We start from the raw sequence: 14148 nt of genomic DNA on the forward strand, positions 1-14148 counted from the left end.
TTTTACATTGATCAAACCCAATATCTTCGTTTTGAAAGCAATTAATTCTTTTACCTTGGTAGCGTGATGTGACGATGCTTTTAAATCATCAAAGATTCAAAAAACGGTAACGTCATTTCGATCGGCACCGTTTTTTAAAATCATCTTATTACAAATGAACCTAATCCAGCATATTACGTTTATATATATTACTTCATTCCCACCTCTTGAAGAATGTCATTTAATGATTTTCCATTTTGTTTCTCTTCTGGTTTTGGAGCCTTGTCCAACATCCATGGGTTTTGCATTAAATAGTTATTCACTACATATTGCATATCCTTTTCATCTACTGTACCGTCATAATTAATGTCCGCTTCGCGTTTGTTTGTTTTCCAAGCAGCTTGAATGGCAAGCGCATCCTTCACATCGATAACATTATCTTTGTTCACATCTCCTGCAGGTGCCTGATTATAATACAGTGCCTTCGAGTACGGTTTCACTTCACCATTTTCTTTCACCCCGACTGTAAAAGGTTTCTTGACAGTGAAATGCCCAGGCATATCTACCTCTAATGTAAATGGTTTATCCGTTACTGGTAGAGTAGTAGATGTGAAATGCCAAGGGTTTCCATTATCACTAGTACTACCTAGTGTGTTTTGATATTCTTTTCCTGTTTCATCGGTCACTTTGGCTTTTGCACCTGCTTTTACATATTCTAATGGTAACGGTATCTCTGAAACAGGCTCCATAAATGCTTCTGCACTGATCCATGATTTCATGAAGGAGTATGTTCGTTCAATCTGGTAAGGAAGACTAATACCGAATGTGGATTTTGCTGTACCATCCGTATTTGTATACGATACATTGAAATTTGCTAAATCTAAAATTGTAACACGGGAAGTCTCTTTTGCTTTGTATGTGATATCTACCATTGGAACCTTTCCAGATACTCCTGTTTGTGCTGCATCACCAGTTAATGTTGCAGTGATGTCCCGTTTTATCATTGTTTCGCCTTCTAAATCTGTATTCACCGTCTTAATATCTACTTTACCTTCCAATGTCGCATGCGGTTTAACACTTACTAGATCCACACTCGATGAATTTGAATCTATAAATGAATAAACTGCTTGCTTCATGTTTGTCATATTGTTCATGGAAAGGGTAAAAGTTACTGTTTCACCAGCTTTTACAATCTGTTTATCAGCAATAGCTGTCCCATACGGTGTGCCTTGTTTTACATAGTATAAAGGTTTATAACTGGAATAGTTCTGTACTGTCGCCTTGTTTTCTGCATAAAAATCAACTTTGAATGGTTGTACATTTGGATTCATCGGGATTTTTGTGGAAAAATTGCCATTAGCATCTACAGGAACCGAAAATTCTTCTGGTTCTCCATTACTTTTCGGCACCGTATATTTAACTTTATTATCTGCTTGGGAAGCATCTATACCGCCAGACTTCATCTCTTCCACACCTGGATCATGCACAGAACCTGTTATCGATACAGATTGTTGATCTGGACTATATTCATATACACCAGATTTCACGCTGAGATTGAGTGTCGGTTGTGTAGCGCTATAATAAACCGGGGCATCTGCACTAAACGTTTTTCCCTTATCATTTTTCCCTATCATCCTGATTTTGTACAATCCTGGTTCGGCTTGTACCTTATCATATGAGATCGGATGATCTGGATTTCCTGTTAATGGATAATAATCCCCCTCGTTCATTGCCCCCCTTAAAATATAATCAACATTTGCATCCGCCCCCAGACCGTCCAATGTACCAAGAAATCCTATTTCTTTTTTCGTTTTCGGATCTATAAGGAATAGATCCATCGTACGCATATGGGATTTTAGTTTAAAGTTAAGACCCACTGACCATCTGATTCCGGGATGGCCTGAATCAACCGCGGTCGTAAAGGCTGGTGGATCTACTGCGATATGATCGATTCCCTCTTCCACTGTATGAATAGCAAATGGAATTTGATAGATTTCTTCTGGATTATCTTTGTTTGTATACGTAATATACCCTTCATATGTTCCTAATGCTGCTTCTTTGGGAACGCCAATTAAAACATTTGTATTCTGCTTTGAGTTTGCTTTTACCTTGATTGTCTTATCGGTTAGGATTTGAACACCATTTGCTGCCGCATCCTTTGAACCTCTTCGGTCAGTCTGGAACTGTACCTTCACATCGAACGTTTTTGCTTGTTTACTATTATTAGAGATAACTACAGCACGCTTATCCTGCACATTTTTTCCATTTGTTGCAAATGTACCAAAGCTGAGTGCGCCGGTATATTCTTCAATCGTTTTACTTTCTTTGCTATCCGAAGTATTAGAGCTACCTGTATTTCTAGCAATTTCCCCCACTGTTTCTGTTTTATCTTTTATTTGAATTTGTGTTTGCGCGTGAGCTGCTTCGTATGGATCGACACGTCCTGCTCCCACCTCAAATACGCTATAATCCCCATTTAATGGATCTGCTGTGTTCATGAGGTTTGCCTTAATATCAGCAGGTTTCATGTTTGGATGGGCTTGCTTCAAAAGTGCAGCCACTCCGGAAACATTTGGCGTTGCCATAGAAGTTCCTGATAACCGTTCGTAGGCATATTGATAATTTCCAATTTGGTCTCGGCCATTCATATAGGACGGTACCGTAGAAAAGACAGAGACCCCTGGCGCTGTTACTTCCGGTTTAATATCATATAGTATACGAGACGGGCCACGAGAACTGAACTCAGCCAACTTATCTCCTTCGATTACTATTTTGCTCATATCATCAAAGGAGAATGTTGTATTTCCAGAATCTAATTTTTGCTTAATTGTAGTTCCTTGTTCATTGCTTAAAGAAAACGTCGGAATATAATTTAAATTTTCCCCTAAATATATATCTTGCAAAGGCGGATTTGTATTATATAAAAGAACCGCTTTTGCTCCATTTTGTTTTGCAACCGCTATGTTATTTTGCACGCTATCGTTTCCACGAGCCACAAGGACCAGTTTTCCTTTTACATCTTTATCTTTATAAGAGGACGCGTCGCCTTGCCCCACATCCACGATTGGCAGGTTTTTTCCTTTAAACTCTTCCAATTTATCGCTGTATCCCCTGGCCATTAGTCTCAAATCAGTTGATATATCTGTATCCGCATGCAATGTTCCTTTATATGTGGGAACCTCGACTGATGTGTCACTTGCTCCGACAGTAATTGCTAATGGAGATGCGCCTGGAGAACCGAGCGTATACATTTGGCCACCCGCGTTTCCTGCGGCTACAATCGCTGTAACTCCTGCAATCGTCGCGTTATTAACAGCGATGCTTACAGGATATAAAGGATTATTATAATCCACGCCAAGAGACATACTGATGATGTCCATACCGTCTGATACTGCTTTATCAACCCCAGCTAAAATAGATGATGTTGAACCTGCTCCGTATGGACCTAGTACACGATACGCATAGAGGTCGGCATCTGGCGCTACCCCTTTTACCGCGTAGTCTGTGCTATTTTTTCCTTGACCGGCAATAATTCCAGCTACATGTGTTCCGTGCATAGTATAATATTTAGATCCATCTATCAAATCTTCTGGTTTCCCAGATTTTTGCCAATCATCGTATGTTGCTTCCATAGGATCCTCATCATTATCAACAAAATCGTAACCGCCTTTATAGGCGTCTTTTAAATCTGGGTGATTGTAGTCAATTCCTGTATCGAGAAAACCAATCTTCACACCTTTTCCGGTAAGGCCCTCTTGATGGAGCTTTTCAATACCAGGAAACGTTACCATTTTATGTGTTTCCGCTTGTTGCTTCACATCTTGTTCTTTAACAGGCGGTTCAACATGTACTTCCATATCACTCCAGACATTCTTTACAGCCTTAGAGTTAAGTAATGTTTTTACTTTGTTAGCAGGGAGTTTCATGGCAACACCGTTAAACGCTTGCTTGTACGTTTGCTTAATCGTGTAAGGTTCTTTCTTTTCTTTCAATTCATCTTTGAATATTGTTTTTAAATCATTTTGAAACATTTCATGTGCATCATCTACTTTTTGTTTTGCTTCAGTCTCAGTAAGAGGTTTTCCTACGATTTTGGCCTCTATCATCGCTGTATGCTGTGGCTTGTCCTTAAATTCAACAATTACAGAAACGGAATCTTCACTTTTTAAGTCTACTTTAGGAGATAATTGAAGCCCTCCTTGATCACTCGTTTTCAATTCGTGAATTGCTTTGCGCTGTTCTGGAGTCAATTTTGATAATATTTGTTCGACTCCTGTTGATGATGTTGCACTAGCAGTTGTGATGTTGTTAATGTTTGGCAAGTTGCCAAGCAGGACTGCAGTGCTAAGTGCAAAAATTGCAGTATTTTTTACAAATTTCTTCTTCATCTCGTTCTCTCCTTTTTAATAAATTGTTTATAAGATTCATTTTATATAAAATTGATATAATTTTAATATTTGCAAAATTGCATCAATTTTATATAAAGTGAGAAGAACAATAAATGTGATATTTTAAGAGGAAGCAATCTTAACCAAATATTATTTAGGTAGCCATTGGCTGCTACTATTCCTTTTAAGCTATCTTGGTGTCTTGGTAATATTGAATGAACTTAGTATTGCAACTCATCCAACAACTATTAGGCGATGAATTCACCCATGTGAACCTCGATTAGAAGGGAACGTACAACATCATAACTCGTGGAAAGTCGATGAAACCAGTATGGAAGTAAAAGGGCGATGGATATATTTATACCGTGCAGTTGATTCAGTGAGGAATATATTTGATTTTATCTAAGCAGATCAAGAGATGAACAAGTAGCCAAGTGATTTTTCATATATTTTTAAACCTTGCATGATTACAGTGGATAAAAAACTGCCCATCCTGTAGCAATGGCAACTTGTTTTAAACGACAAGTCTTTCCAAAATCAGAAAAAGAAAACAAATAAATGCGAATTATGTACATAAGAATTTATCCTTAATGTACATAATTCGCAGTATCATTTCCTTAAACAATGATAGATTAATGTTCAATAAAAGTTTCCCGTACTTAATAGGTGGGTATATTTCTCTTTATGTTGAGAAGTCGCATAGAATCTATATTTCCAAAAAGCTGACAAACATTTTTTGAATTTTTCTATATTTCCTATTCTAGTTGACAGATCCGCAACTTCCAATAACTCATTTATGCCACTTTCAAATTGATTACTTTCACATTGAAACAAAGCGTATGAATAGCGATAATTTAAATACATTTTTTCTTTTAACCACGGTTCCTTACTTACAGCCATATCTTCAATTACATATTTGAATCTTTCTATCAATTTTTTGGCATCCTTTAATCGATCTAAATGAACGTAGGCCTCCAATATTCTTGGTAAGCCAACATATATATCATCCCTATTTTCCAGCCAGGATAAATATTCATCTGCATATTCAAATTCCCCAAAATCCAACAGGGCAACATAGCGATTCCCAACAGCTGCATCTGCAAAAAAATCGTTTACTTGTGCGTATTGATTATTTATATCCAATACTTCTTTGAGGGAAGCTCCCAATCTCTTCAGTGCCAAACTCTTATACATAATAGCTTGTCCATAATACTCTTTATCAGTTGCCAATGGTTCTAATATTTCTGCGTAATGTAGCACTTGCCCCCATTCTTCACGCCGATAGAAATCTGCCATAATCCAAAAATATGCTTCTTGTATATTTTTACTCGGCATGTATACCAAATACTCTAACAAGTGAGATAGTGCATGTTGTCCTTTTTCAGTCATTCTTAGGATAAGAAACCTTTTGAAATAGCTTATTGCCAATTTTTCTGAAAATCGATCCAACTCATTCCCAATAATCACCTCATATAAAGGGAGTGCCTGCTCCACTTTTCCTTCAAGAAAAAGGGTTTCTGCTGTGTAAAAAATGTACAATAAATTTTTCTTTCTAAATGTTTTTGATTTTTCTTCCAACATTAAATCTATTAAGCTATTTACATGCGTCTCATAATCAGCGGCTGCACACTTATGCAAGAATTGCATACTTCTCCGTTTATCTATGTGTTTTCCCTCATTTAAACATTCTTCTACATAATATGAATAAAAAGTACTTTCAGATAATCCAAAAGCAGTTGTAATAGCGTTTAGATTGTGTAGAGATAGACATTGCTTATGATTAAGAATACGGCTAATCTCACTAATATGAATACCTGATTTCTTAGAAAGTTGGGTTTTATTCCATTCTCTCTTTTTCATATATCTTTGAATTTCTTGAAATAGAGCAGAATTCATTATAGGCCCCCCATTAGTCGAGATTCATGTACTGTTTGTAAATAGGAAAAAGTTAGGCCCATTTCAACATAAATTGCATGGAATTTCTCTTATTAGTTATTTATATAAGGATAGTTTTATAGATATATAGAACATCAGAAAAGACAGGATATTACGTTTATATAATATCCTGTCTTTTTCAATCATTCATTAACTAGATTTTCACAATTATACTTAGTAATACACCTTGTTTCGAAACTTAACCTACGGAATCAAAGCCAAATCCTTCGTTAAAGGCTATTAATTGAGAAAAATCGGTATTCTTTTGGAAAAGTAATCACTTCATACAAGTACATCTATTGCCCTGTCATTTTGATATAAGGTTCATTATCTCACTAAGAATTAGTGGTTTCTTCAAATAGAGAGATAATTCTCATTACTTTATCATTTCTAAAAATTACGAATTATAGGGTGATATTATGCTTAAATCTAAAAACAACTTACAAAAACCTTAAAATTTACGCACTATAATCTCTAGTTTTAACGAGGTAATGTGTTTAAATGCTCAGGATAATTAGTAATAGGCATACTTCCTTTTAAACCTGCATTTGGTCCAATTATAAATACATGATTAGATACAATACCTGCATTGAAATATGCATCAATATCAGTTGTTGCGTTTCCATATGCATAATCTAGTTGTACTCCTTTGGAAGTCATATATTGAAGGTATTGACTTTTATATGTCGCTACCTTTTTACCTAGCAAAATACCTGCACCGGAATACGTATGAAGATTCCCTCTCGGAAACCCATTTTTCTGTAGCCATTTCTGTGTCTGTTCTGTGAGCCAATATGGTCTAGCTGTAGTGTATTGTATTTCATACCCTTTGTTAGCGTAGTACCTTACAACATCATTAGCTCCTGTATACATTTTAGGGTTATACGTTCCATTCCATAATTCATCTAAATAACCGTGTACACCTTCCCAATCATTGATTGTTAGTGTACCATCAATATCAAATACTACAGATTTTATAGTATTATCTGAAATTCGTAGATACATATTTGCTTCTGTACCATCGCCTTCTACATATAGTTTAATAAGATGTAATCCCGGCCTTAATTTATTTTCTTCAGGTATAATATAATGAATCCGCCCATCACTATCTGTTTTAGCTCGTCCTAATGGTTCCCATGTAGAGTTGGAATTGGATAAATCCCATGTATATATTGACACCCACTCTCCTTCTAAGTCTTTTCGGAAATCACCATATTGGAATTTCCCATCTATATATTGGGCATCATTCATACTTAAAATTAAGTCATAACCATTATGATGAGGAGTATGTTTACTAAGTACAGTTCGATTATACAAATTTTCAAATCCTGTTTTAGGGGGTGCAATAAACTGTTCATGCTTAAAATCAAAATTCTCTGCTGTAGAAGCATTTGCTGATGTGTAAATCGGGATTGTTACAGTTAAAATTAAACAAGTCATGGCCATTACAAAAAGTTTTTGAAATTGTTTTCGCATAATATCTTGTCTCCTTGTATTCTTATTTGTTATTTGAATTAATTGGAATTTTAATATTTATAAGGATTTTTCCGCACATTTTAACACAAATATATACACAGTCATAAAAAACTTTGATTTTACTATTCTATAGCTACCCCAGATAGCTTATCTGCGTAATCTTTAATATCTTGCCAGCTATCTTTAGCTGTCTTCAAATCTTCTTTAATAAAAGTCAATTCCTCAGGACTGATGTTTTTGACATTTTGTAATACATTATTATACTTAGCTCCAATTGTATGCCACTCATTAGACATATTTTGAAGAGAATTAATAGCTACATCAATTGTTTCCATCATATTCACTGTTTTATTTTTTACATCGGTCAAATTAATTATCTCTGCCTGTGCCCCAGAAATTCTCATCTTTAATTCTTTTATATTTCTCTCTGCTTTTTTAATATTTTTTTTGGCAACAATAATCATTGGCCCACCAGCTAAGCAAGTAATTACACCTGCGCAAAGCACTGCACCAGCAATCACCACATCTTTATTTTTTTTAATTGAAGCATTATAAGTATTCATTTGCTGCTGTAGAAGAGGAATTTCGGCATCCGTACTTGCTAAAATTGCTGTTAATTGATTGGAATCATCTTTAAAACTTTTTGTATCTGTTGCCATACTATTTCGAAAAGCCTTTAAGGTTTCTAATAGCTTGTCTGCTTCACTCTTATTACTCAAAATACTACTGTATAATTTTTCTAAGTCAGATTTCATTTTTTCTTTGTCTTTTTGGTCAACAGCCGCTATTAAACTACTATAATAAGACTGAAATGTCTCATTAAATTCCACTATATTTTGATCCGTTTTCAAAATTTGAGGTTTCATTTCATTTAGCCAAAAAGATGCATTTACTTTTGCATCTTTTTGATGCTTAATCATACTTTCTTGTAAATTACTGTTAATTGAACTGATTTTACTCAAATCTGCTTCTTGTTGATTCAGAATTGTTTTCGCATACGAATCCAGTACCAATACATTAGTTGTTTTTTTTTCCATTACGCCCTTAAATCCGGCAGGGCCTAAGGAATTACTCTTATTACTTTTTTGTACTGATGAATGTATTTTACTTTGTTGTTCTGCATAAAGATGTAGTGGTACGATATTATTTGCCACAATTCCAACTATCATCATTGACAACATGATTTTCTTATTAAACCACTTATTCATATCTTCACCTGCTTTTGTAAAAACTTAAATTATATAAGCTGTAATTTGTTATGCAATCAATTCTTCATATCCCTCTATTAATAAGACACTAGGATTAAGAATCTCCTGCCCCAAATTGAACAGGAGACATACATCACTTAATCCACGCATTTGGAATACTCATCCAATATATTCACATAATATTATTTTTTGTCTACTATTTTAATATCCTCAGCATAAATCTTATCAGCATAATCTTTGATATTTTTCCAGCTATCTCTTGCAACACCTAGATCTTCTTTGATGAAAGCAAGATCGTTAGGGCTAATAGACGCAATATTCTGAAGTAAAGAGTTGTATTTTGATCCCATCGTAAACCATTGGTTTGAAATATTTTGTAATGCAGTAATGGCTATATCGATGGTATTCGTTAAATATTCAGTTTGAGTTTTAACACTTGTTACTCCTGCTATCTGTATTTGTGCTTGCGAAATTTGCCCTCTAATATTTTTGATCGATGCTTGTGCATTATCAAGCTCTTTCTTTGCAGCAATAATAGCAGCTCCTCCTGCTCCTATTGTTGCTGTACCACCTGCAATTAACCCAATTGCTATTGGAACTCCTAAACCAGTAACGATTACAATCGTACCACCTATAATCGCAATTGGGCCTAAAGCTGTTGCAACTGATGATCCAATGATAAGTTTGTTATATTTACCAATCGCCTGATTTAACGTCGCAATTTGTTTTTCCATTAATGGGATTCCGGCATTTTGACTTGCTAAAATAGAGGTTAATTGATTTGCATCACCTTTAAAGTTTTGCGTATCAGCTGTCATTTTATCTCGGAATTTTTTTAGATCTTCCACTAAATTATCTACTTTTTGTTTGTTTTCTGTAATACTAGAAGATAATCTTGTAAGTCCTTTTGTTAGTGTTGATTTGTCTTTATTATCCACAGCTTTTACTAACGTATCATAATAGTTTTGGAATTTCGTATTATAATTAATAATATTTTGATTCGTAGAAATTAATGCCGGTTTAATTTTATCCAACCACTGATTTGCATTTCCTCTAGCAACATCTTGATGATGAACAATTTTTGTTTTCAAAGGTGCATCAACTGTAGTTATACCATCAAAATTAACATTAGCTTGTTTAATAATCGTTAACGCATACAGGTCCATTACTAGAGCATTTGATCCTGTTTTTTGCATTGCCTCTCTTAAACCCTCTGGACCTAATGAATACTGAGAATTTTTGTCAGATGTATCAGATACACTAGCATGAACCGGAATAGGTTTGGTTGTACTTTCCGCTGCATATGTATGCGCAGGCAGGATATTACCCGCTGCAACTACTGACATGATTGCTGATAGGGCCATTACTTTAAAAGGTTTTTTTGTCATTTTTCTTCTCCCCCTATACCATTTACTATTGTGATGTATTGTCTACAAAAAATTAATGCACCACTACATTTGTCACGTAATCTTCAGCTTGCTTCGTTTGTTTAGCCATCTCATCATTTATTCTTTTAAGCTGGCTGAGTTCTTTTTGAAGTTCACTACTATCAATTGAACGACCTGTTTTAAGATTTTCTTTCATTTGAAGCATAGTTTTATCCACTGACTTCCAATCATTTACCAAATAATCTAAAGTTGAAATTTGTTTATTGATTAGCTCCGTAAAACTTTTTACCTGATCTTCAATAAATGTAATTTCAGTTACTTGAATTTCAGATTGTGATAACTTTTGAATAAGTGGTAATAATTCTTTTTGCTTCTGCTGAATTCTATTAACAGATTCTCTTGTTTGACTATCCGTAGAAAACATAAATTCCTTGCTAAGAGACCCAATTGATATAAAATCTATTATTTTTGTCTGAGCTGCTTGATTCGTAATTGTAAAAATTTGTTTCCAAAGATTAATTGAGCCTTTAATAATTTCATTTGGTCGATTTAAAATCTTTGTAAGTTCTGCTTGAATCTCTTCTTGAATTCTTTTAATATCTGCTCTTATTTGCAAAACATCTCCATTTGAGCCCGCCAATGATTGAATCGTTGTTTTAGCCTTTTGAGATAGATTTGCATTATCTTTATCCAATGAGTCTTTAAAACGTTTTAGCTCAAGTAAATCTTGTTCCAATTTATCTTGAAGTGTATCTGCTTGACCATAAAGTTTGTCGAAAGCACTGATAAAATCTAATTTTGCTTGTTTCTCTTCACTCACTTTTCCGGATAAATCATATAATTTACTATAATAGCTATTAAATTTGTTACTATATCTCATCATTTCTTGATTTAAATCAATTAACTTCGGATTATACTCATCTACCCATTCATGGACATTCAACCTTGCAATTTTTTGATCATTCACAAAACTACTTGCTTTAATATCTGTTTGTTGTAAAATAACTAATCCATACGCTTGTATTAATGGTGACTGCGATCCTAGCAATCTAATCGAATTTGATAATGTATTTCTAGCTGTAATATTTTGATTATTTGTTTGTACAATTTTTGATTGATTACTTTCTGCAAAAGCACTTATAGGTGCAAGACAAATTGTAGATGCTGCTGTAACCAATACGCCTTTGATTAGAGCTTTTTTCACGATAATGCCTCCAATTCATTAAATAATTTTGTCATAATAAATTAGATTATAAGATTGATAGTATTAGTTCCAGAGGCCTGTTTCTAAAATAACAATAAAGAGGAATGATCCTGAAAATGCGTATTTACAACGTTAAAATATTTGAGATAAGATATATAAAAATCACAGAGCCTTTATTATTAAACTTTCATTTTTACTAAGAATGTGGATAATATTTCTTGTATTTAGCGTTGTAAAATTGCATTATCCTGGCACTCCCCATAAAGACATCTTTAATTTTTCTGAAAATCACATAATCTAACTCAAATTAGGTATTTTTGTTACTAATTCAAGAGCCTGTTCGTCTATAAACTTAATAAAAATATCCTTAATTTTTACCAGAAACGTATAACTTATTTTTTGAAAATCAAATTAGATGTTTTGTAGTACTAATTCAAGAGCCTGTTTGTCTACAAACTTAATAGAAATATCCTTAATTTTTACCAGAAACGTATAACTTGTTTTTGAAAATCACATACTTCAAATCAAATTAGGTGTTTTTAATTCGGGTACATATTGCTTAATACTGCATTATGTGAAAACAATTGTAAAAGTTATACTAAATAAATATTTTATAAGAATAATTTCTGTATTCCTCCCATCCAATTTTCTTAAAGTATTGATTTTTATACCATCTACAATCCTCCTAACTTTTTGTGGAACCGGTTCCGTTGATAGATGAAATAGAAGACAGGTATTCTATTTACAAAAAGGAATCCTGTCTTAATTTCCATCCAAAATTGGAAACGATTATATAAAGAATTATAAAACGCTTTTAAACTTTGTCAATACTCTCTCGAATTCTTAATACATATTTTGAATTCAATATTTTTGGTACTTCCTTATTTTCAACTAATTTTGTAATAGATGTGGCAGCTATCGTTCCAGCGTAATGATAATCAAATGAAACAGTTGTTAATCCTGGATAAATCATATCCGAAATATCATATCCTCCGATGCCAGAAACGGAAATATCTGCTGGTACAGAAAGGCGTCTTTCGTGAATCATCTTAATCGCTCCAATTGCGATATTATCTGTTGCACAAAAAATAAGAGTCGGAAGACTATTCTCCAAAATGTATGCTACTTGTTCCATTGCATCTTTCGCTTCATCAGTTGTTTCATAATACGTAACGCTGCATGATGGAGCAAAAGTATCAACCGCCTTTTGAAATCCTTGTTTTCTCTTTATCCCAATAGCCACATCTTTTTCCGTTACTCCTACATAAGCAATATGACGATGCCCTTGTGATAAAATGTATGTTCCTAATTCAAATGCTGCCTCAAAATCATTGTGAATCAAACAATAGTGCCCTTCATATTGTTGTCCGACAAATAGAACAGGAATTTGTAATGTACGAAAAATAGTATGATGTTGCTCTGTTAATTTTTTCGTTAATACAATAATTCCAGCTACTTTTTGTTTCACAAAGTTTTCTATTGCTTCTACCTCTACTTCTTGGCTTTGATTTGCGTTTGCAACAAGCATTTGATAACCGTGTTCACGAAGTGAATTGTCAATTCCAATAAGCGTTTTTGTCGTAGAAAAAGAATCAAAACGAGGAACGATAACTCCAATTAAATTTGTTGTTTTTGCTTTTAAACTGCGCGCAAATGTATTAGGAGAAAAATTTGTTTCTTTAATAATTACTTCTATTTTTTTTTTTGTTTTCTCACTGACATATCCACCATTCAAGTAACGCGAAACGGTACTTTTTGCGACGCCTGCTAATTTAGCAATATCTGATATATTTTTCACCATCTTTTTCTCCTTATTAAATAAATAAATGAAAACATCTTTTATTTGTTACAATTAAATTTATATTTCAAATAATCTTAAAATATTGTGAAATTATTTCTATAAACACTTCTCCCTACTGGAAATCTTAAAAAGGATTGTACCTATTTTCTAGATATTGCACTTACATGTAGCACTGTTTATTTCAGGTTGTATAGACGATCCTTTCTAAAAATGGTACTCATATGAAACGTGTATTTTAGCTTGTGAACATACATAATACTAATTTGCTGAACGTAAAACCATGTAGAATAGATTTACTGGAAGTAGAATTTTTCATCATTTTCAATGTTTTCACTTGTAAATTTCCAATTGATTTATCTGCGTTGTTATTCATGTTACTATCTTCTTTCTAGCGAATAGAGCACATATGATTTATGTCTATTGCATTCCTAAATATCTTTAGATTCAAATACCCATGAAACTCAAGCTAATATTCCATTAAAAATATCTTAGGTTGGGCTTTATCGATATTTACTCACATAGAAGTATCAACACCGTTTTTACATAACTCTTTTTCTAGAAAATCTCCAACATTGCCATTTAATTTTGTATTGATGCCATAGCATTTGCTGGAGCCCCGCCAGATTTCTTTTCAAAATGTATACCACTACTTAATGATATATTATCACAACAAATGGAAAATATTAATAATTCACCGAGGCAAAATGCTTGCTTCATTACATCTTATTCAATAAAAAGACCTGTAGTTTAAGTTTCATTATTCACAAAT

Annotated in this window: 9 protein-coding genes; 1 reads left to right on the forward strand and 8 read right to left on the reverse strand. The window is 33.7% G+C overall.

Translation table 11 applies throughout. From position 1 onward, the window contains the following. Positions 1-188: 188 nt before the first annotated feature. On the reverse strand, positions 189-4367 hold the full coding sequence (locus IQ781_RS28240) for a S8 family serine peptidase (protein ID WP_282093705.1): 4179 nt from the start codon (positions 4365-4367) through the stop codon (positions 189-191). A 259-nt stretch (positions 4368-4626) separates the two neighbouring features. Here IQ781_RS28240 and IQ781_RS28565 point away from each other — a divergent pair, with 259 nt between their 5' ends. Further along, complete coding sequence (locus IQ781_RS28565) at positions 4627-4773, forward strand: DDE-type integrase/transposase/recombinase (RefSeq protein WP_481748677.1); 147 nt, start codon at positions 4627-4629, stop codon at positions 4771-4773. 233 nt (positions 4774-5006) lie between these two features. On the opposite strand, the gene IQ781_RS28090 is transcribed toward IQ781_RS28565, so the two are convergent. The 7 genes from IQ781_RS28090 to IQ781_RS28120 form a co-directional block, all read right to left on the reverse strand. Beyond that, positions 5007-6263, reverse strand: a complete 1257-nt coding sequence (locus IQ781_RS28090) for a helix-turn-helix domain-containing protein (protein ID WP_242808380.1) — start codon at positions 6261-6263, stop codon at positions 5007-5009. 519 nt (positions 6264-6782) lie between these two features. Beyond that, on the reverse strand, positions 6783-7778 hold the full coding sequence (locus IQ781_RS28095) for an LNS2 domain-containing protein (RefSeq protein ID WP_242808381.1): 996 nt from the start codon (positions 7776-7778) through the stop codon (positions 6783-6785). A gap of 122 nt (positions 7779-7900) precedes the next feature. Continuing rightward, positions 7901-8986 carry a non-hemolytic enterotoxin subunit C gene (nheC, locus tag IQ781_RS28100; protein WP_242808382.1) on the reverse strand — a complete coding sequence of 362 codons (1086 nt, stop codon included), beginning with the start codon at positions 8984-8986 and terminating at the stop codon, positions 7901-7903. Positions 8987-9168: 182 nt separating this feature from the next. Further along, positions 9169-10374 carry a non-hemolytic enterotoxin subunit B gene (nheB, locus tag IQ781_RS28105; protein ID WP_242808383.1) on the reverse strand — a complete coding sequence of 402 codons (1206 nt, stop codon included), beginning with the start codon at positions 10372-10374 and terminating at the stop codon, positions 9169-9171. Between the two features lie 52 nt (positions 10375-10426). Next, positions 10427-11578, reverse strand: a complete 1152-nt coding sequence (gene nheA / locus IQ781_RS28110) for a non-hemolytic enterotoxin subunit A (protein WP_242808384.1) — start codon at positions 11576-11578, stop codon at positions 10427-10429. 814 nt (positions 11579-12392) lie between these two features. Continuing rightward, positions 12393-13379, reverse strand: a complete 987-nt coding sequence (locus tag IQ781_RS28115; protein WP_242808385.1) for a LacI family DNA-binding transcriptional regulator — start codon at positions 13377-13379, stop codon at positions 12393-12395. 235 nt (positions 13380-13614) lie between these two features. Continuing rightward, a complete protein-coding gene (locus IQ781_RS28120; protein ID WP_242808386.1) occupies positions 13615-13752 on the reverse strand; it encodes a hypothetical protein in 138 nt (45 codons plus the stop codon). Positions 13753-14148 lie beyond the last annotated feature (396 nt).

It is taken from the genome of Bacillus sp. N447-1 (assembly GCF_022701035.1).
In the GTDB taxonomy this organism is placed as follows: Bacteria; Bacillota; Bacilli; order Bacillales; family Bacillaceae_G; genus Bacillus_A; species Bacillus_A cereus.